Origin of the sequence: Labrenzia sp. C1B70 (assembly GCF_000475395.1) — a bacterium.
In the GTDB taxonomy this organism is placed as follows: Bacteria; Pseudomonadota; Alphaproteobacteria; order Rhizobiales; family Stappiaceae; genus Roseibium; species Roseibium algicola.
The window spans coordinates 19,822-38,306 of sequence record NZ_AXCE01000001.1; the positions used below are offsets into that span (position 1 = coordinate 19,822).

Annotated in this window: 22 protein-coding genes and 5 pseudogenes; 15 read left to right on the plus strand and 12 right to left on the minus strand. The window is 55.6% G+C overall.

All coding sequences use genetic code 11. The annotated features are described in order from the left end of the window. Window positions 1-42 precede the first annotated feature (42 nt). Together Q666_RS34495 and Q666_RS66505 are read right to left on the minus strand one after the other, a co-directional pair. On the minus strand, window positions 43-741 hold the full coding sequence (locus Q666_RS34495; protein ID WP_031284921.1) for an IS6 family transposase: 699 nt from the start codon (window positions 739-741) through the stop codon (window positions 43-45). Between the two features lie 84 nt (window positions 742-825). Continuing rightward, window positions 826-953, minus strand: a pseudogene (locus Q666_RS66505) (IS110 family transposase); the annotation flags it as partial. A gap of 268 nt (window positions 954-1,221) precedes the next feature. Here Q666_RS66505 and Q666_RS34500 point away from each other — a divergent pair. Then, the gene (locus Q666_RS34500) at window positions 1,222-1,929 is read left to right on the plus strand and encodes a GntR family transcriptional regulator (protein WP_023000346.1); all 708 of its coding nucleotides are present in this window, start codon (window positions 1,222-1,224) and stop codon (window positions 1,927-1,929) included. A 13-nt stretch (window positions 1,930-1,942) separates the two neighbouring features. Here Q666_RS34500 and Q666_RS34505 read toward each other — a convergent pair whose 3' ends face one another. Continuing rightward, window positions 1,943-2,338: a RidA family protein gene (locus tag Q666_RS34505; protein ID WP_023000345.1), complete on the minus strand. Its 396-nt coding sequence runs from the start codon at window positions 2,336-2,338 to the stop codon at window positions 1,943-1,945. 87 nt (window positions 2,339-2,425) lie between these two features. Here Q666_RS34505 and Q666_RS34510 point away from each other — a divergent pair, with 87 nt between their 5' ends. The 4 genes from Q666_RS34510 (at window position 2,426) to Q666_RS34520 (ending at window position 6,482) form a co-directional block, all read left to right on the plus strand. Next, window positions 2,426-3,595 (plus strand): pyridoxal phosphate-dependent aminotransferase, encoded by a 1,170-nt coding sequence (locus Q666_RS34510; RefSeq protein WP_031269067.1) that lies wholly within the window; start codon window positions 2,426-2,428, stop codon window positions 3,593-3,595. Window positions 3,596-3,772: 177 nt separating this feature from the next. Beyond that, window positions 3,773-4,675 carry a TRAP transporter substrate-binding protein gene (locus tag Q666_RS34515; RefSeq protein WP_286158859.1) on the plus strand — a complete coding sequence of 301 codons (903 nt, stop codon included), beginning with the start codon at window positions 3,773-3,775 and terminating at the stop codon, window positions 4,673-4,675. Then, window positions 4,672-5,199 (plus strand): TRAP transporter small permease, encoded by a 528-nt coding sequence (locus Q666_RS64630; RefSeq protein ID WP_023000342.1) that lies wholly within the window; start codon window positions 4,672-4,674, stop codon window positions 5,197-5,199. The genes Q666_RS34515 and Q666_RS64630 overlap by 4 nt, the downstream gene beginning before the upstream one ends. Continuing rightward, window positions 5,196-6,482: a TRAP transporter large permease subunit gene (locus tag Q666_RS34520; protein WP_023000341.1), complete on the plus strand. Its 1,287-nt coding sequence runs from the start codon at window positions 5,196-5,198 to the stop codon at window positions 6,480-6,482. The genes Q666_RS64630 and Q666_RS34520 overlap by 4 nt, the downstream gene beginning before the upstream one ends. A gap of 285 nt (window positions 6,483-6,767) precedes the next feature. Here the strand turns inward: Q666_RS34520 and Q666_RS34530 are convergent, their stop codons facing one another. Further along, entirely contained in the window at window positions 6,768-7,571 is an 804-nt protein-coding gene (locus Q666_RS34530) for a hypothetical protein (RefSeq protein ID WP_023000339.1), read from the minus strand. A 91-nt stretch (window positions 7,572-7,662) separates the two neighbouring features. Here Q666_RS34530 and Q666_RS34535 point away from each other — a divergent pair, with 91 nt between their 5' ends. Further along, the gene (locus tag Q666_RS34535; RefSeq protein ID WP_023000338.1) at window positions 7,663-8,025 is read left to right on the plus strand and encodes a DUF805 domain-containing protein; all 363 of its coding nucleotides are present in this window, start codon (window positions 7,663-7,665) and stop codon (window positions 8,023-8,025) included. Window positions 8,026-8,047: 22 nt separating this feature from the next. Continuing rightward, window positions 8,048-9,085: a hypothetical protein gene (locus Q666_RS64635; RefSeq protein ID WP_152533242.1), complete on the plus strand. Its 1,038-nt coding sequence runs from the start codon at window positions 8,048-8,050 to the stop codon at window positions 9,083-9,085. A 179-nt stretch (window positions 9,086-9,264) separates the two neighbouring features. Here Q666_RS64635 and Q666_RS34545 read toward each other — a convergent pair whose 3' ends face one another. From Q666_RS34545 to Q666_RS34550, 4 genes are read right to left on the minus strand one after another with little or no spacing between them, the layout of a single operon-like run. Further along, window positions 9,265-10,062 (minus strand): RNA polymerase sigma factor, encoded by a 798-nt coding sequence (locus Q666_RS34545; protein ID WP_023000336.1) that lies wholly within the window; start codon window positions 10,060-10,062, stop codon window positions 9,265-9,267. Between the two features lie 48 nt (window positions 10,063-10,110). After that, window positions 10,111-10,878, minus strand: coding sequence for a GTP cyclohydrolase I (locus tag Q666_RS0132630; RefSeq protein WP_023000335.1), 768 nt, complete (start codon window positions 10,876-10,878; stop codon window positions 10,111-10,113). Window positions 10,879-10,917: 39 nt separating this feature from the next. Then, window positions 10,918-11,328 (minus strand): DUF2231 domain-containing protein, encoded by a 411-nt coding sequence (locus Q666_RS65340; protein ID WP_031269060.1) that lies wholly within the window; start codon window positions 11,326-11,328, stop codon window positions 10,918-10,920. Window positions 11,329-11,332: 4 nt separating this feature from the next. Continuing rightward, a complete protein-coding gene (locus tag Q666_RS34550) occupies window positions 11,333-11,671 on the minus strand; it encodes a hypothetical protein (RefSeq protein ID WP_023000333.1) in 339 nt (112 codons plus the stop codon). 359 nt (window positions 11,672-12,030) lie between these two features. On the opposite strand from Q666_RS34550, the gene Q666_RS34555 reads away from it, so the two are divergent. Both Q666_RS34555 and Q666_RS34560 read left to right on the plus strand, forming a co-directional pair. Next, complete coding sequence (locus Q666_RS34555; protein WP_031269059.1) at window positions 12,031-12,450, plus strand: hypothetical protein; 420 nt, start codon at window positions 12,031-12,033, stop codon at window positions 12,448-12,450. Window positions 12,451-12,548: 98 nt separating this feature from the next. Further along, a complete protein-coding gene (locus Q666_RS34560; protein ID WP_286133773.1) occupies window positions 12,549-12,974 on the plus strand; it encodes a plastocyanin/azurin family copper-binding protein in 426 nt (141 codons plus the stop codon). Window positions 12,975-13,376: 402 nt separating this feature from the next. Here the strand turns inward: Q666_RS34560 and Q666_RS34565 are convergent, their stop codons facing one another. Then, window positions 13,377-14,225, minus strand: a complete 849-nt coding sequence (locus tag Q666_RS34565) for a LysR family transcriptional regulator (protein WP_023000330.1) — start codon at window positions 14,223-14,225, stop codon at window positions 13,377-13,379. Window positions 14,226-14,372: 147 nt separating this feature from the next. On the opposite strand from Q666_RS34565, the gene Q666_RS0132640 reads away from it, so the two are divergent. Together Q666_RS0132640 and Q666_RS34570 are read left to right on the plus strand one after the other, a co-directional pair. Continuing rightward, window positions 14,373-15,005: a peroxiredoxin gene (locus Q666_RS0132640; RefSeq protein WP_023000329.1), complete on the plus strand. Its 633-nt coding sequence runs from the start codon at window positions 14,373-14,375 to the stop codon at window positions 15,003-15,005. Window positions 15,006-15,089: 84 nt separating this feature from the next. Next, window positions 15,090-15,335, plus strand: coding sequence for a hypothetical protein (locus tag Q666_RS34570; RefSeq protein WP_023000328.1), 246 nt, complete (start codon window positions 15,090-15,092; stop codon window positions 15,333-15,335). 268 nt (window positions 15,336-15,603) lie between these two features. Here Q666_RS34570 and Q666_RS34575 read toward each other — a convergent pair. Then, a pseudogene (locus tag Q666_RS34575) lies at window positions 15,604-16,146 on the minus strand (IS6 family transposase); the annotation flags it as partial. Window positions 16,147-16,151: 5 nt separating this feature from the next. Between Q666_RS34575 and Q666_RS34580 the strand changes: the two are divergent. The 3 genes and pseudogenes from Q666_RS34580 (at window position 16,152) to Q666_RS66910 (ending at window position 17,695) form a co-directional block, all read left to right on the plus strand. Beyond that, window positions 16,152-16,667, plus strand: coding sequence for a transposase (locus Q666_RS34580; protein WP_152533243.1), 516 nt, complete (start codon window positions 16,152-16,154; stop codon window positions 16,665-16,667). Between the two features lie 333 nt (window positions 16,668-17,000). Further along, window positions 17,001-17,216 (plus strand): annotated as a pseudogene (locus tag Q666_RS66905) (transposase); the annotation flags it as partial. Window positions 17,217-17,356: 140 nt separating this feature from the next. Continuing rightward, on the plus strand, window positions 17,357-17,695 hold the full coding sequence (locus Q666_RS66910; RefSeq protein ID WP_081713153.1) for a transposase: 339 nt from the start codon (window positions 17,357-17,359) through the stop codon (window positions 17,693-17,695). A 208-nt stretch (window positions 17,696-17,903) separates the two neighbouring features. On the opposite strand, the pseudogene Q666_RS65350 reads toward Q666_RS66910, so the two are convergent. After that, window positions 17,904-18,050, minus strand: a pseudogene (locus Q666_RS65350) (IS6 family transposase); the annotation flags it as partial. Here Q666_RS65350 and Q666_RS66650 point away from each other — a divergent pair. After that, a pseudogene (locus Q666_RS66650) lies at window positions 18,024-18,245 on the plus strand (helix-turn-helix domain-containing protein); the annotation flags it as partial. The pseudogenes Q666_RS65350 and Q666_RS66650 sit on opposite strands and share 27 nt — an antisense overlap. A gap of 42 nt (window positions 18,246-18,287) precedes the next feature. Here the strand turns inward: Q666_RS66650 and Q666_RS65360 are convergent. Beyond that, window positions 18,288-18,485, minus strand: a complete 198-nt coding sequence (locus Q666_RS65360) for a WGR domain-containing protein (protein WP_208993881.1) — start codon at window positions 18,483-18,485, stop codon at window positions 18,288-18,290.

An 18,485-nucleotide genomic window follows, 5' to 3' on the forward strand; every position in this document is an offset into this window, starting at 1 on the left:
AGATGAAATCCGTTGGGGTGATATTGGGCAGGCACTCGTTGATCAATCGGTCACGTCTGCAACGGCTTTCCAATGTGCGATGGCGCCAATGTGATGCAGATGGACGGTGAGGGCTGAGGATTTCGAGCGAGGTGGAACGAAGAGACTTCGAACCGCGGAGAAGACAGACAGGAAACCTAGCAATCCGCCCGGCGACCGAAATCCCTGCATAACCCGTTCTCGTTTTTGCAAAGGCAGATGCGAGTTCTCAGCGCGATTGTTGAGACCCTTGTGTGATCGATGCTCGACTGCCGGAATGACTTGGCGTCGTGTCGCTCCATAGGAACGAAGCTTGTCGGTGACGATACGCTTTGGCAGGCATCCCTGCTGTTTCATCAATCGGAGCAGGAGGTGCCTGGCAGCCCTTTTGTCGCGGCGCTTCTGTAATATTTCCTCAAGGACGGTGCCATGCTGATCGACCGCGCGCCAGAGCCAGAACTTTTCTCCAGCGCATTTCACGACGACCTCGTCCAGATACCAAACATCGCTAGGGTGGGACTGCCGTTTTCGCAGATTTCGTGCAATCTGGGGGCCGAATTTGGCGATCCAACGACGGACTGTCTCATAGGAAACGTCGATCCCACGCTCAAGCAACATTTCCTCAACTTCACGCAGGCTCAGATTGAACCGTAGGTAAAGCCAAACTGCGTGAGCGACAATTTGCGGCGCAAAACGGTGACGCTTGAAACTGATATCTGATATCTGATGTCTGCATTGCCGAAATCTACGTCCCAACCGAAACCCTGCCAACTGCAAGCCGGTTAACGTGACAACGCCCGGCTGATCAGCGAAAAAAGCCAAAACCTGTTTCCGACGCAGTCGCTTGCGAAAACAACCGCGCCTGATTCATCAGCTCTGTGGGCTTGGAAAACAGACTTCGTAAGATCAAGACCGATTGTGTGTACTTCAGACATTGACGCCTCCTGTAGGATCGAGGAAATCCTACCTTCCCACATCAAAGCCAGCGGTGGGCGTCTACATCATCAAGCCCAATTTACATGACAAGCCCGGTAGAAGCGTATGATGTTCTGCGTATTTGTCGCGGTCCGAGTCATGATGCCAATCCTATTCCCGTGGGTGTCACCTTGTCCGATATGGCGCCCGTCGGCGAAGTGCTCTATGTGACGTAACACGCATGACGATGTTCTATCGACAGCCCAGATTCCCGAGTGAAGGTCATAGATGAGCGCCAAACCAAGTCTTTCGCATCTCAAACCGGTTTCCTCCCGGACTACCTTAAGCGAAACGGTTTATCGCGACTTGCGTGATGCCCTTTCGGTAGGTCGTTTCGACCCCAGCCAGGTTCTGACGATCGGAGCAATCTCCCAGGCATTCAGCACCTCTCACATGCCGGTACGCGAAGCCTTGCGCCGGCTGGTTGCGGAAGGAGCGCTCGATGTCGGCACCAGTGGATCGGCCAGGGTCCCGGCAGTTGATCCACATAGGCTCGAGGACATCACTGAAGCCCGCGTTATGCTGGAACGCCGGGCAACGATGCTGGCGGTGGAACGCGCGGACGCCGACACGATCGGGGAGATCGATCGGCTGGCTCGTATTCATGCCGAGGTCGGCAATCAACGCGATATCTTCGACATGCTGCTGAGCAATCGCGCGTTTCATTTCGCTATCTACAGGGCGTCGGGTTCAACCGTGTTGCCGCCGCTGATCGAGTCACTATGGCTTCAATATGGCCCATATATGCGTCTTCTGTCGGATCACCTGGAACAGGTACATGGCCGACGCGGTCACGAAGTTTATACCGCCGGGCACCGAAAAATCGTCGACGCTTTTCACAACCGCGAAGTGGAACGTGCAGCAAACGCGATCGAAGCGGACATCCGGAGTACTCGCCGAGAGATGCAAGCAGCGCTAGACAAGCTCGAAAGCTAGCAGCGTTCCGTAATCAGCGTTTCAGTGCCGTGACTTCCAATTCCACGCGCATCTCCTCTTCAGCAAGCGTAACAATCACCGTGGTATTGGTCGGCCGTGGATCGCTGAAAGTCGCGCCCAGAATATGAGAAACGGGGATGATATCCTCGCGCCGGGTAAGGAAGACCCGAACGCGCACAATATCCTTTAACGTTGCACCGGCTTTGGCCAACGCTTCGGCAATATTGGCAAGCGCCTGGCGGGTCTGCGCTTCGCTGCCTTCAGGGATTATTCCGGTCTTGAAGTCGTATCCGACAGTCCCGGAAACAAAAATGAACTCCCCGTCCACGATGGCGCGGCTGTAACCCGCAAGCGTCTCGAATTTCGATCCCGATGAGATGGCCCATCTCTTAGTCATATTTTCCACCATTTATAGTTTGATCATTTGATCAAATGATGGTTATCATAGCCTCACCGGACCGGCAACGATCCTGTTGCCTAAGCAACAAGAGGCAATATGCTAGAACTCGCCCGACGCGTGACACAGACTTCAAAAAAGAGCTATGGGATGTTCGCGAAAGCGGCAGGTCTCTCTGATCCGGCGCGAGACCTCATTCACTTGGAACTAGGCCGCCCTTTTCAGACCACACCGCGCCACATTGTTGACGCAACAATCGACGCATTACGTGCAGGTGAAGTGCACTACAGCGACCTAGCCGGCCTTCCCGAATTTCGCGCCGCGATAGCCGGCAAGTTGCGCTCCTACAACGCGTTGGATGTCAGTCCTCAGGACATTATCGTCACAAACGGACTGACCCAGGCATCATTCGCGACCTTCATGGCCTTGATCGACGATGGTGACGAGGTGATTCTTCTGGAACCCTATTACCCGCAGCATCTCGGCAAGATCGAGATGGCCGGTGCCCGGCCGGTCATTGTGAAACTGGGTCCGGACACAGACTTTTCGATCGACCCAAAAGCCATCGAGGCGGCCGTCACGAGCCGGACCAAGGCCATTGTAATCGTCAATCCCTGCAATCCGACGGGGCGGGTTTACACTCGGGACGAACTTGAGAGCCTGGCAGATATTGCTCGGCGACATGATCTTTACGTTGTTGCTGACGAAGTTTACGACCAGATCGTGTTCGATGACGCCACCCATGTCAGCATCGCTTCGTTGCCCGGCATGCTGGAGCGAACGGTCTCGATGTACGCCTTCACCAAGGCTTATGCGATGGATGGATGGCGCCTGGGCTATCTGACCAGTGCTCCTCACCTGCTTGATGCCATCGCCAAAATCGTTGCTACCGAAGTGACGCACGTGAATACGTTTATCCAGCATGGCGGACGTGCCGCACTGCTTGGCCCAGACGAGATCTTAGCAGAACTGGTTGAGGACGACCGAAGGAAGCGTAATCTCGTCGTGGAGCGCCTCAACCAGATGCCCGGTGTAGTTTGCGCGCGGCCGCAAGGTACAATCTACGCCTTCCCCGACATCTCCGGCACCGGTCTGAGCAGCCAGGATGCCGCCGACAAGCTTCTGGACGAGGCTGACGTAGTGGTCGAAGCCGGAGCTTTCTACGGCACCTCAGGTGAAGGACGGTTGCGTGTGTGCTTCGGATCGGAAAGCACGGAGCGTCTAAACGCCGCGATGGATCGCATGCAAGCCTTTTTCAACGCGCTATGAATTGCCCGAAGCCACAAGGTCAAGAGTTGCCCCGACATAGGGAAAAACCTGCGACGCAAGACCTGAACCCATCAAGAGTGAATCCCACCAAGGAAGGGCCATGAAATGACAATGAGAGCTTTATTCGCCGGATTCCTGTTGTGCACAACAGCCGCACAGGCCGAAACAATCTGGCAAATGCATGTCAATTTCCCAGCTGGAAACTTTGATACACAGAACGCCATTAAATTTGCTGACGCTGTCAAAGCCGAGACAAACGGCGAAGTCGTGATCGAAGTCATGGCCGGCGGATCGTTGGGCCTCAAGGGACCTGAGGTGCAGGGTGCGGTGCGCGACGGGATTGTGCCGATAGCGCACTACCATCTGGATACTGCCGTGGGCGACGAGCCGTTTTTCGCAATTCAGGGTCTGCCCTATCTGACTCGCGGTTTCGCGGATGCAGCCAGGCTGAATGAATTGGCCAGCCCAACCTACGAAAAGATTGCCGAGCGCAATAACCAGAAAATTCTCTATTCGGTCTTCTGGCCAGGAGCCCAACTCTACACCAAGGATTCGGTTGCCGACGTGGCCGATCTCGATGCGCTCAAGATCCGCACCGCCAACAAGTCCAGCACCGATTTCTTGTCCGATGTTGGGGCTGCACCAGTTCTGATGCCTTGGGCGGACGCTCTCGTTGCACTTGCCTCGGGTGGACTTGACGGTATCGCAACTTCCTCGACCTCCGGTGTGGACGGCAAGTTCTGGGAATTCATGGGGGCCGTGAACACGATCAGCTATGTGAACCCAACCGCCGTGGTGGCCGTGAACCTTGATGCATTCAACGCACTTTCGCCCGAAGACCAAAAGTCCATAACCGACATCGCCGCGAGAATGCAGCAGGAATTCCGTTCCGTTGCCGAGACCGAGGATACCGTACGTCTAAAGGCACTGGGCGAGAATGGCATGACGGTGTCGGCGCCGAGTGATGCATTCTCGTCCGCACTGGAAGAGGCGGCGAAGAAACAATGGGAAGCATTCGCTGAAAACGGCGGTCCCGAAGCTCGGCTAGTACTCGACGCATATCTCTCCGGGCGGAAATGATGGCACGACGCACATTTGTTCATGCCGCAGAGCGCAGCGTGAACCTACTCACGGGAGCCGCGGAAGCCCTTTCCGCGATCCTGCTCTGTCTTATCTTCCTGGTGTTAATGGCTGAACTTCTGTCGCGCAATCTCTTGTCTCATTCGTTGGCAGGCAGTTGGGAGTTGGCTGCCTTTATGATGTCGGCGATGTTCTACCTTGGGCTGGCGCCGGCACTGCGCGCCAACAGCCATGTCCGCGTTGCTATGATGTCAGGTTTGCTCAATGGGTTTCCCGCACGAGTACTCGAAGGTGTCGTATTGATCCTGGCGGTGGTGATCAGCAGTTATGCGACAATTGCATTGACTAATCTCTGTCTCACGTCCCTGTCTCGCGGATCGAAATCTTGGGAACTCTCTCTGCCACTTGCACTGCCGCAGGGCCTTGTTGCTCTTGGTATGGCGCTCTTCACTTGCGCCTTTGCGGTCAGGTTCTTTCTGCTTGTGGCGGGCAAGGAACCGGCGAAGCCGAAGGTGCGTGAATGAGCATCGCTATTGCATCACTCATCGTTCTGTTCGCGGTTCTCCTCGCAGGTGGTCTCTGGATTGGCCTTGCATTGATGGCGACAGGTGTCCTCGGGCTGGAGTCCTTTCATACTCTGCCTGTAGACAAGGTTCTGGCACAGAACCTGTTTAACACCATTAGCTCGACCGAACTTCTCGCGTTGCCCTTGTTCATCCTGATGGCCGAAGTGCTGTTTCGCACTCGGATCTCGGATAACATGTTCACCGGCCTGGCCCCCTGGACGACCCGCTTGCCGGGCAGGCTGTTGCATATCAATATTATTGCCTCGACTCTTTTTGCCGCGGTCTCGGGCTCTTCCGCCGCCACGACGGCTACAGTTGGCCGGATTACACTGAATGAGCTCGAGAAGCGCGGTTATGACCGCGGGCTCTCTATCGGCTCGCTCGCCGGAGCCAGCACCATCGGCTTCCTGATTCCACCCAGCCTCCCCATGATTGTCTATGGAATGTTAGCCGAGGTTTCGATCCTGAAGCTTTTCATCGCCGGCATCGTCCCCGGACTGGTTCTTGCCCTGGGGTTTTCGTTGATGACCATGTCATTGACGCTTTATCGCAAAAGAGGTTACGCGGGCGGCGACGTCTTTACCTGGAACGATCGGGTCGAGAGCATTCGCAAGCTTGGCCCGATTTCCGCACTGATCGTTCTTCTAATCGGTGGGCTCTATGGTGGTTTCGCTAGCCCCACTGAAGCCGCTGCGATTGGTGTCGTCGGCGCCATCGGTCTGGCTGCCCTCGGTCGCGATCTCAGTTTCAAGGCTTTATACGACGCCGCGATTGCAACAGTACGCACCTCAAGCATGTTGGCACTTATCACGAGCGGTGGCGCGTTTCTGTCCGTGTCCTTTAACTATCTCGGAATCCCGACCTATGTGGTCGGGTTGGTCAACGGCGCGAGTCTCGGGCCCTATGGTGTGGTCATATTGCTTCTGGCACTTTATATCGTCCTCGGTTGTATCCTCGACGGCATGTCGATGATCGTTGTGACGCTTCCAATAACACTCCCCGCGGTGGTGAGTGCCGGGTGGGATCCGCTCTGGTTCGGGATTTTCCTCGTTGTGACGATCGAAATGGCGCAATTGACACCGCCGGTTGGCTTCAATCTTTTCGTCATCCAGGGGATCACCGGCGAGACGATAAGCAGGATCGCCCGTGCGGTCATACCGTATTTCTTCGTGCTGTTGGCGCTTATGGCCCTCCTAATAGTCGTACCAGGACTGGCGGTGTGGCTGCCAGGAATGATTTAGGGGGCGCCAACTTCAGCGCGGTGACGTAGCGCGCATTCCTGACAGCGCCATAAATGAGATCGTGCAATTTTGCCTAAAGGGCGCACGCGGCATGGCGACGATGAATCGACTTTCCTCACATGGCCGCGCCGAGGACAAGAATTGGCGAGTAAATTTGGTGCGCCAGCTCGACGCCCACATCCCCATAATTCAGAACATCATGGCAGGCGGTCGGCCATCTCCCATGGACGATACAATTCGCGAAATCCTTATCCGGAACGGTGTTTTCCGCTCATAGGCGCGCCATCATTCGGCCGGAAAGACTCCAAGCGTTCTACCCATTTTGGTTTCATCGGCGTCTTCGGAGCCATCCTCGAATGTCGGCATCAGGAATTCGCTGAAGTATGCGATCGCCTGGTCATCCTTAAACTCATCCATCATCAGGCCGACGATGTATGGCTGATCTCCAAAAGTGTCCTCACGGTTTACGACGAAGATTTCACCAAGGCATCCTCCGTCCAAGTCGGATACGATGAGGCAAGCGAATTCCGCTACCGATGAAATCGTCTCGTATATCGCGGGATTCATGTCGATACCGAAGGTGCTGGAACCATCCGACGCGACGGGATCCGTGAAGGAAAGCGACGGCAACTTGGTCGACATGTCCGGGTCTTGGAAATCGCTTATTTGAATTCCTTGAATCTTCACTCTCGTTCGATCCAATTTCGCATTGCGATTGGTTGCCGGGTCAAAGGCGAAAGGGTCGTACGTTTCCGCGAAGATCGCGCTATCGATTTGCTTGAATTTCTCGATGTCCAGGTGGGCCAACATGGCGTTCACCTTTTTGATTTTCGAATTCAGATGCTCCCGCATGGCAGGCAACCGGTTTCTCATCACCGCGTTCAGCTGCGCTTTGTAGACCCCTGGATCTGCCAAGCAAGCTGAGACATCATCTTCGGATACCTGCCGGATATCAGCCAACCTTTGGCAAACAGATTGCCTAAGTGCCTGCCGTCGGGCGTCGGCCTCAGAAGACCGGTTTCCATTGTATCCGAACCAGGCGGCGGCACCAATGGCGGCAATCAGGATTAGGACGAGGCTTCTGTTCATATGGGACTTCGAGGCATAATCGGTTGAGTGTGAGGTTGTGTGATAACTTTACCGCAAGTATTGATGCAATAAGGCCGTTGGGGAGCATAAAGTGGTTATTTCTATTTGGCAGATCCTGATCATCACAAGTCCGCTTATCTTCACGCTCGTCGCGCTTCTCCTGACCTCGAAAGCGGGCAAGCTCGGCCGCACTGAATTCTTTCTGCGGTTGCTGGTCATCAGCGCCATCGCGATTTTTGTCGGCGGCATCGGCGCGGTAGCACCTCCGGGAAATCCGGTGATCGCTTTGCTTATCCTGGCAACCGTGGTTCTGATCGGTTTCTATTCGTTCCGTATTCAGATTTTGCGGCTCCAGGATATGGGGCAATCCCGCTTCTTCGTCTTCCTGTCCTTCGTCCCGCTTGTGAACTTGCTCTTCTTACTGTTCCTGATTTTCGCCCCCGGCAGACCGTGATTTCAGCACAAGGATCCCCACATTGATCAGACAAGCATTGATGGCGCTCCTCGCGATGACGGCATTAAACGTCGCCGGACTTCGAGGCGCGGATGCACAGGAAATCTCGCTCATCACTGGCGGCAAGTTTGCCCGCATCGAAGGATCGATCCAGCTCGACGGCGATGAGCGCTTCCTCGAATTCCTCAAACAAAACCCGGGCATCATTGGCTTGCAACTCGATAGCCCGGGTGGAGTGGTCGTCAGCGCCATCGAGATGGCCGACGAGATCTCGAAGAGAAAACTCAGCACCTACATTGCTGACGGCGATACCTGCGCCGCGGCCTGCTCTCTGATTTTCTTCGCCGGCCATGATCGCTTGGTCAAGGGGCGGCTCGGCGTACATCAGATGGACGACGGCGGCAGGGGAACGGCATCGGCTCTGCAATTCGTTCTCGCAAAACAACTGGACGCGTTCCAGCGCTTTGGAATCCCATGGGCGATCACGCAAAGGATGCTAACCACCCTACCCTCGGACATGTACTGGATCCCCGACTACGAAATTGCCGAACTAGGCATCAATCGGGATCTCCCGGGCGACGCAACGGATGTGGCCGTCGCTCAGTCGGCGCCGACGTATGCGCCAGGCGACATGACGTCGAAATTCAAATTCGCCGACTACCTGCCGGACGGTTATCTCACAGGCTCTGCGCAGTCTCCGGACTTCAACGGCAGGGACAAGGACTACCGCACTTTCCGAACCCGGATCCGAAACGGCGTTGCCGAAGGTTTGAACTTCGCCGGGCATCATGCATTCATCGAGATTGGTTGCGGAACGAGTTGCCGGATTGGCTTCGTGGTCGATTTGCAAACCGGGCAGGTCTTCGACTTTCCCTACGGCGGCGAAGAGTATTACCAGTTGAAGCTTCTCTATTCGCCGGATAGCCGTCTCCTGAAGGTGCGATGGAAAGGCGATTGGGAGCTCAAGGAATGCACCGAGCAGGATCTCCTGCTGGAAGGCTACGAGTGGCGCGTTCTCGAGGAGCGCACTGTTTTTACGGTCGATGGCTACTGCAACTAAACAGAGGATACTGTTTCCCCTCGAAACGGAAATCCGCCTTGTGAACGGGCACCGTGACCAAAGTACGATCTTTCAGCTTCAAACGTTCTGATTTGCGACACCATCTCGAGATTTTCTCCGCGAAAATTCACCGCTGTTAAAATCGCGAACCTGCTTACAACTTGCTTAGCTTCCAAACGTCAGGACTTGCCCTCCAACAGCCCTACTTCAAGCGCGCGTGCCATGACGTTTGAAACGATACGGTTGCACCGCTCTCCCGCGAAGCTGAAGACATCGCCAACTGCAACGTCGAACTCCTGTGCCAGGCTTTTACGCAGCAAGGCACGGGCTCGGAAGTATCGCGTCCTCACGGTTGCTGCGGGGATGTCCAGTACCTGAGCAACTTCATCGACGCTCATCTCCTCGACGGCACGCAGCATGAAGACGCACCGAAAAACCTCCGGCAGCAGATCGATCCTTGCCTCCAGCAGCGCGCGGACCTGCAAACGCTGGACTGAAAATTCCGGTCCACCTTCAGCGTCCTGGGTCAATGCCGACCGGGTGTCGTTATCGGACGAGACCATTGCTGCCTCCAGAGGAATAATTTGAGCGCTTTTTCGGCGCAACCGACCGAGTGCTTCATTCACCGTGATACGGACAAGCCAGGTGGACAGCTTGCTTTCGGCGCGGAATCGAGAAAGTGCCCGCCAACATTGCATCCAGGCTTCTTGAGCGACGTCCTCTGCTTCTTCATCGCTTCGGACAATGCCGCGCGCCGTGCGAAACAGGAGCTGGTTATGCCTGCGCATGATCATCTCGAAAGATGCGCCATCTCCGTTTGCTGCAAGTTTCGCCAATTCGGTGTCGCAGATCTCATCTGAGCACGAGCTATAAACCTCTTGTGTTGCCTTTTTCATATCCGTTTCCCATGGTTTGAGTGTTTCCTCGCCTGAATGGTCTCCGAGACGCCGTTGCAAACAGTTGGTTTCTGCCGTCATTGAGCTTCCATGATCCACAACAGTGTCGTTGTTCCCCGGTGTGTCAGTTCACTGAGATCGCCGGCCTCTCAGCTCAAAAAACTCTCGGCGAAGAGTATCGCTCTCCAGAAAAGCGCCGCGCATGATCGATGTGGTCGTCTCTGGTTGTTCGTCCATTATCCCGCGCCAATGCATGCAAAAGTGGTCCGCCTGCATCACGATCGCCAGGCCATCCGGTCGAAGACGCCTTTCAAGCTCGTCCGCCAACATCATCATTGCTTCTTCCTGAATCTGCGGCCGGTTCATGATCCAGTTGCAAAGGCGAGCAAATTTGGACAGCCCAATCAGTTCCGAGTCTATGTTGGGCAGAACCCCGAACCAGATCTTTCCAAGGATAGGGCACAGATGGTGCGAACAGGCACTCCGCACAGTGATCGGCCCTACAATCATCAATTGGTTCAAGCGCGCAACGTTGGGAAAGCTCGTGAGAGAGGGGGCTACCCGGTACCGTCCGGCAAACACTTCGTCAACGAACAACTTCGCCACACGGCGTGCGGTGTCCATCGCGTTGTGGTCATTCTCGGTGTCGATCACCAGTGCGTCCAACACCTCGTTCATCCGGTCTTCCACTCCCAGTCGCAGTTCCTCCAGTTCCCCGTCTTCGATGAATTCAGCGATATTGTCATTTGCACGGAATGTGTGGTTTGCGTTCTCAAGCCGCGTCCGGATCCTCTTCGATACAGATGCAATCTCACTTGAGCGTGTGGAGCTGGGTGGTGCCTTGAGCAAAATCGAACTCCTGCTGGGCGCACACGACGCGCACCTGTTGGTTTTCATCGGGCAGCTCGCGCGACCCGACTGCGTGCCTGAACGAGGCTAGTGCCCGCCGATCCCGTGGCTGTAAACCAGTCGGCCGCCAAACCATCCGCCAATTGCCAGAGCGATTATTCCGCCGGCATCCAGCACCAGCGAAACCACATTCGGCGCGATGGCTTGCAGATCATCCAGCCGCAGCATCAGCCCTGAAACGAAAAATGTGAAAGCTGTCAGCATCGCTCCCATGTGCAGCCATGCGTCTCGCATGGCTGCACCCTCGGGAATCCGCACCAATTCCAAGAGACCGGACAGCATCGCGACAACGGTCGTTGCACAACCGACGGCGAGCAAACCTCCCGACCAGCTCCAGGCTGATTGCCCCAGCCACAGGCTGGCGAAATCGGTGACGACGGCAAGAGACCAACAAGCGACGGGAAAGTGTACGAAAACGGGATGGAGGGGATGTCGCATGGCTTCAGACCACCTGCGACAGAATGGTTAGAAACCCTGCCACCGCGGCTCCGGCATGGATCACGACAACAGCTTTGGGTGGCAAACGATTGCCAAGGTGAAACGAGGCGAGGAAGAACCCGCCAAGCGCTGCTACCAGCAGGATGAGAAACCCGACGAAGAGAACCTGTGAAGCCCCTTCCCGGACAAATACGGCAATCAGCAGGAAAAGTCCCAACGCTCCGAAACCCGCATGTACGAGGGAAGCTGCCCAAGGCGCAAACTTGTCCCGCATGACGTGAGCAGCAAGAAAAACGCCACCGAGGGTAGCGATCGTGAATAAGAGAACAGCGTAATTGATCATCTCGTTTCCTTCTCGATACGAACGGGTAACGGGGGAACCTCATTGTGCGTTTCTGCCCGGATTGACTCGATCTGAACGTTCGATGCGGCAACACGAGGCGGCGTTCCCGGAGACGTATGCTTTTTCCGGCTTGAAAACACATTGCACTACTGGATCCGGCAACAGCACGGTTTCGACCATCCAATCGAAATGAAAGAGAACTCCCGCGAAACACTGGCCACGCTGTCTCGCAACTCCCGCAGCCAGATGAGATCGTGCCGTATCCGCTGCGAAGACGTCCGGGAACATTTTTGGTCAGTCCGCATCCAATTGTTTCGAGCGCCATCGAAAGGCCCTCGGAAAAATGGAAAGGACATCTCATGAAACTATTGCCATCCCTGGTCCTTGCCGCATCGCTGTTTGCGGCCGGTTCTGCACTCGCTCATGATGAAGAAGCCCTGAAGGCAGCGCCTCCGGGCGAACCATATGTTCAGGTCAGCGATGCGTTGCCTCTGCCCGCGTTTATTCCGGGTCTCGGTACGCTGTTCGTTGACCCCCAGACGTTGCCGGCTGGCCCCTTCCTTGCGTACGATCATGACGGCAAGCTGTCGGCGACGGTTTACATGACGCCGCTCGAGGAGCTCCAGAACGGGACCGCCTATGATGAGCTGGCAATCGGCTCCCACACGGTCAGCAGCGTCGACATCTATTACAACGCAGGACATCCAGGCGTGGAAAAACCTCACGCGCATGTCGTGCTTTATCATGACGTCGACGCGAAAGGACGTCTTGCCGAATGATGATGCGTCGACGGCAATTTCTTGCAATGGGAGGTGGCCTTGTCGCCGCCCCCCTCCTCCCTCGTGGGCTTCGAGCCGCACCCGTCGAAGTGGTCGAAATGCGTGGAACTGCGCGCGGTGAGCGTATCTGGTTCGGGCCAAACGGACTTGCGGTTGCGCCCGGCACAATCGTGCGCTTTGTCAATAGGGACAAGGGCAACAGCCACACTGCCACGTGCTACCACCCTGCCAAGTTCGATCGCTTGCGGCGAATACCTGCGGCTGCCGCACCTTGGGACACCGGGTTTCTGTTGCCCGGAGAAAGCGCCGAGGTAGCCCTCGAGACCCCTGGTGTCTACGACTACTACTGCATCCCTCACGAAATGGCCGCGATGGTTGGCAGGATCGTCGTGGGGCGACCTGGAGACCCGGGATGGGAAGGTCCTGCTCCTGCAACGGACGATATTTCGGCTGAGGTGATGGCGGCCCTACCTTCTCTTGAAGCGATCCTGGAAAAAGGACGCGTGGAAGGGTTTGCCGAATAGCAGGGCCACCGCATCCAGCTTCGGGCCTCCCCAAACCACAAAAACCGGTTGGCTGGTGCCCCGATATTCGCTGGTTCAAGAAGCCGGCAATTCAGCAACTGGACTTGACCGTCGCCCCTCCTTCTCGGCTGGGCGGCGGAACAATGACATCACGTGCTTCTCCCGCTTCCGCACTGAGCAAGAAACCCGGAGAAGCAAAGTCGCTTGAACAAGCCGACAGATGCCTTCGTAGATATCGTTCTTCCGACAACGGACATTGTGAAATTCGTGCCGCCAATGAATGCACTCCGAAACGGAAGACCCACGAATTGAGATCACTTTAGTTGCAATTATTCTGTTTCAAACCAGTGTTTTGTGTATATCGCCTTCTTCCTCACAGGCCAGTCCCACATGCTAATTTTGTCATGCAGAGAGTGCCGCCGCCAACTTGAAACCGCTCCGGACAAGATCGATCACTCCCTTGTCGGACTTGGTCGAATGAACCAGGTATGCCGAATAGGGAAATTCCGGCGCATCGGATACAAGCCGCAACTGACCCGACTCCAGATGAGACCGTACGAAGCCTTTCCGAAAATAGCCACTGCCACCCGCCGCGATCATGTATTCGAGCGCCAGCGGGCCATAATCGATGGTCACCACTGGGCTGGAGTTGTCCGGAAAGGCTGCCTTGTAACCGGCCAGAAAATCCCCTCCCCAATCGACCAGCACATGTGAGCCCGGGTCCAATGCCTCACCGGCTGACGCGGTTTGTACAAGAACGAGCTTTTCTTCAAATAGCAGCTCGGTGACGATTCCCGGCCGTTGCGGTGCTCCATAAATTACCGCGACATCGATCGTGCCGTCTTGTACGCGCGACATCAGCGTTTCGGAACGCTCGATAACTGTACTGATGGCAACTCCCGGTGCTTCGCGGCGCATCCACAAAAGCCAGTGCATTAGCAATGGATTCCACAAGCTGAGTTCGGCCCCGACCAGGGCAACGTTGTCATGTCCGGGCGGCAAGGCAACAGCACGTCTTGCGCGATCCCAGACCTGCACCAGGCTTGTCGCAAACCGTAGAAACCTTTCACCTTCCGGAGTAAGCCGGGCACCTGCCTTGTTGCGAACGAAGACGGGCCGTTCCAACACGTCTTCCAGTGCACGGATGCGCGCACTGACTGCTGTCTGGGTCAGGTTGAGATTGGAAGCCGCTCCCCCGAAGCTACCGGTTTTTACTATTTCAAGAAAAGTCTTTGCGACGTTGATGTCCATCAGTGGCCTCGGCGCAACGCTTCGTAAATTCCCGACATACCCATGTCAGTTTACATGAAATTTTCTTATATAAACTAACAATTATTTTCGTTTGCTTCATGTGTTTTTTTCCGGGAACGTAGCTGAAAAGATGCAAGGAGGCGGGAAATGACATTGCAGCTGGGACAACTGGCTCCTGATTTCGAGCAGGAGAGCACCCATGGCAAAATCCGATTTCATGAATGGCTCGGAGACTCCTGGTGCGTCCTGTTTAGCCATCCGAAAGACTTCACGCCGGTCTGTACTACGGAGCTCGGTGAAGTTGCACGCCTCCGGAAACAGTGGGAAGCCCGGAATGTGAAGGTGATAGGAATTTCAGTTGATCCGGTAGAGTCTCACCAGGAATGGGAAAGCGATATCGAAGCCACGCAGGGATACGCGGTTAATTTCCCGATGCTGGCCGATGCCGACCAGAAGGTCTCCCAGCTTTACAACATGATCCATCCGGAATGCGACCCGGCAGTAACGGTCCGAACGGTGTTTGTAATCGACCCTGCAAAAAGAATACGCCTTTCAATAACCTATCCGCCCAGCACCGGTCGGAACTTTTCCGAAATCCTGCGCAGCATCGATAGCCTTCAACTGACCGACAAATATGGCGTATCCACGCCTGTGAACTGGACCAAAGGACATGAAGTCATCATTTCCCCCAAGCTCACGGACGACGCAGCAATGGCAAAATTTCCGCAAGGCTTCAAGACACTGCGTCCTTATCTACGACTGGTCAGACTGACTGACTGAAAGCAAGTCTTTTGGAGACCTGATCAGGACGACACGACGTTGAAGCGGGAAGGACTGAGCCTCACTTAATTCGGAGTTCCGCAAATGGTTGAGAATGCACCTCAAAGGTACGCAATTTCACTCCCCGTCCACTCTGAAGTCCGGGCAATCGACAGCCTGTCTGAGGCGTTCGAAAAGACAGCGCTGGACTGCGGTGAAGACGAGGCCATGATTGCGGCAATTTCGATCTTCACGTCCAAGGCGATGCAAATGAAGAAAGCGCACCGATACGCGCAAATTCTTTGCATGAATGTCGCCCTCCTCGAACGGTTTGCGGAGCGCGAACATTAGGGTCTGTGCTGAGAATAGCCATTTGATATCAACACGCTGCATCTGAAGGTTCCTGCAGGTAGGTAAGACTCCCAGGGATGGCATCACCCGCAAGACCAAAGGGATCTGTGTGCAAACTGTCAAAATATTAAAGTTTGATGTTGTATAAGTAGCGTGACCGCCATTCCCTTGAAATCCGCGTCGCTGGGTTTATCGTCCATAACTGTTTGGGCTTGGTTCTGTCGGAAGAATTTACGGGTGACGATTAGCGGTCTTTGCAATACCCAGATCAGATGGCGAAGTTCGCAAACTGCTTAAATGGACAGACTTCACCCCTGAACTGAGCCTTGCGGATCATGCCGGCAGCCTCAATGCCTGCCAGCGTCGAAGCGACGGCTTCAAAGGACTTGAAGCCGAGCATGGGACGGATCCGGCGTTTGACAAATCGGTAATCCAGCTCAACGATGTTACTTAGGTATTTGGTCCCCACCATCTCGATCGGGATCGGGCAGCCGAAGCTCTTCAACATTCGATTGATTTCATTGATGCCGGCGGTGTTGGCGCCACTCTTGTCGATTAAGATTTTGCGCGACATTCCGTTCGTTACAGGGGCGCGCGCGAAGAATTCTATTGCTGCCGCCTTGTTCCGACGTCTGGACAGTATGAAGTCCAGCGTCTTTCCGAACTTGTCGACCGCTCGGTAGAGATAGATCCATTTGCCCTTGACGCGCATGTAGGCCTCATCCATCTGCCGGCAACGGTTTAGCGGGCGTTTGCGGTGACGGGCCTCGGCGGTCACCTGGCGGGCATGCTTCGTCACCCAGCGGTTGACGACCTGTGAAGAAATCACTTTTGGACCCCTTTCGTGCTATTTTTATGAGTGTGATTTGGGGAGGTTTTGGCATGAATAACCCCCCTGACGCCCCGCGATCCGGTGGCGTTTTTGATACACCTTCAGGAGACCCGGCCCTTCGGCTGATCTACGCCGATCGTCGACAGTTGTGCTGGACGATGCTGGATGTTGAGCTTCTGGTTGGGCCCGATGATTCCGTTCGCGCGATCTGGGAATTAGTCGGCCGCCTCGATCTTTCTGCGTTCGCATCGCGTGTTGGGTCGTTTGAAGGCGCCGCTGGTCGCCCGGCCTATGACCCTGCGCTCCTGGTTTCGCTATGGATCTACGCTTATAGTCGTAGGATCGGCTCTGCTCGGGAGATCGAACGGCGCTTGGCGTTCGATCCTGGGTTTCGGTGGCTTGCAGGGCTAATGATCATCAATCATCACACCTTGTCGGATTTTCGGGTTGCGCATCATTCGGTCCTGGATCTCTTGTTCACACAATTGCTTGCCGCTTAGAGTGCTGAGGGATTGATTTCATTGGAGACCGCCACACTGGACGGAACCAAGATCGCAGCGCAGGCGGGATCAGGTACGTTCCGGAAGGAGGATCAACTCGTTAAAAATCTGGCGTTCGCAAAGGAACATCTTTCCTCAATGGGGGATCCAAGAAAACGCGGGGCGACCTCTCGTCAAGAAGCCGCCCAGGCGCGAGCCCGCCGGGAGCGGGTGGAACGGCTAGAGGAGGCACTCGATAACGTTCGCCAGATCAGCGCAGATAAGCCTGCAGGCTACGGGAACTCACATAAGCGCCAGATCGGTGCCAGTTCGAGCGATCCGCAATCGCGGATCATGCGACACGGCGATGGTCACTATGCCTTGAGCTACAATGTCCAGATAGTGACTGACACCAGCCACGGAATTGCCATTGGCGTGGACATTGGGCAAACAGCGCCCGACTACGGATATCTGCCGGCTGCGATGCGACAGATTGAAGAGCGCTTGGGCGAATTGCCTGACAAATTGTTGGTGGATGCAGGTTATACAAGTCGACAGAACGTTCTAATGGCGCACGACATGAATGTGGAGCTTGCCGGACCTTGGGTTCAAACCGATGGTCGGGTGAAGCAGCGGTTCCAACGCGCCGGCGTTACTGATGCCTTCTTGCCCGAGCAGTTCCGGTACGATCCGAGCTCCGACGTTTATGTTTGTCCGGAAGGAAAAAACCTTACGGCCCGCCACAGCCATTCTGCACGTCCAGGCAGAACGATGACGCGCTACCAAGCAAACAAAACGATTGCTGGTCCTGCCCCAGCAAGCAACAATGCTGCTCAAGTAACAAGCGATATGGACGATCAATCGTCGTCACGCAGGAAGACCCAGTCGTCAGTTCTTTCCGAGAACGTCAGACGACGGCCGAGGCACGTGGTCTGATGCGTGAACGGGCAAGGCTGGCAGAATTCGTGAATGCCTGGCTGAAGGAAAAGCTTGGCCTGCGGCGTTTCCGTGTACGGGGCCTTCAAAAGGCGCGGACGGAAGCCCTATGAGCTATCCTTGCCCATAATGTTCGGCAATGGATCAGGCTCCGCTGGAAGCCAAGTCTGGCAATGTAGGGGGGAAATCCAGGCCATAGGCTGCCTGTAAAGCTCCCCAAATCCATTCAAATTGACATTCGGCTCTTTCCCGACGTTGAAGCGGGCCGTCGAGGTCATCCTCAGCCTGTCCAAGCTGATCGGCGCGATTTCTTCACAGGTCGTTGAGTGTTGCATGATCGATCGTCAAACCACGCTCAGCGAGGATTTCCTCAAGGTCGCGATACAACACCGCGTACCGCGGATCGCAAGAGACCGCGTCAAGAAAGACTTCCTTCGGGTGATGCGCACCTTTAGAGGAAACTTCCACCTCGACTGCCACGCCGTTTGTCGATCTCAGCACAACGAGGCCAACAATAATTTGCGACAAGACCTGTTCCTGCAACACCCGCTTGTCACCATTCCCATGGCCCGCCATGACCTTGGCGACACCGCCGCCGCCGTCGACCGCATGATCCGCCAGCTCGGCCCCGCGCCGCCGTTCGAGCTCACCGGCCTCGACCGGTACAGAGCCTGGCTATCTGAGGTGGATCTCACGGGTCAAGGATCAGGCACCATGCAACAGCCTCATTTCGGACGATACCCGCGCCTGTCTTTGGTGCTGCTGGTGCGCGCGGGCCGAGGGAGCATCCGCAAAAAGATCCAGGCGCGACCGGCCCCGGGTGCCCACACGCCCCCATATCCGGCGGACCCCAAACCCGCCGAACAGGGTCTGCTCCACCGACAGGTGGTAGAACCGATTCAT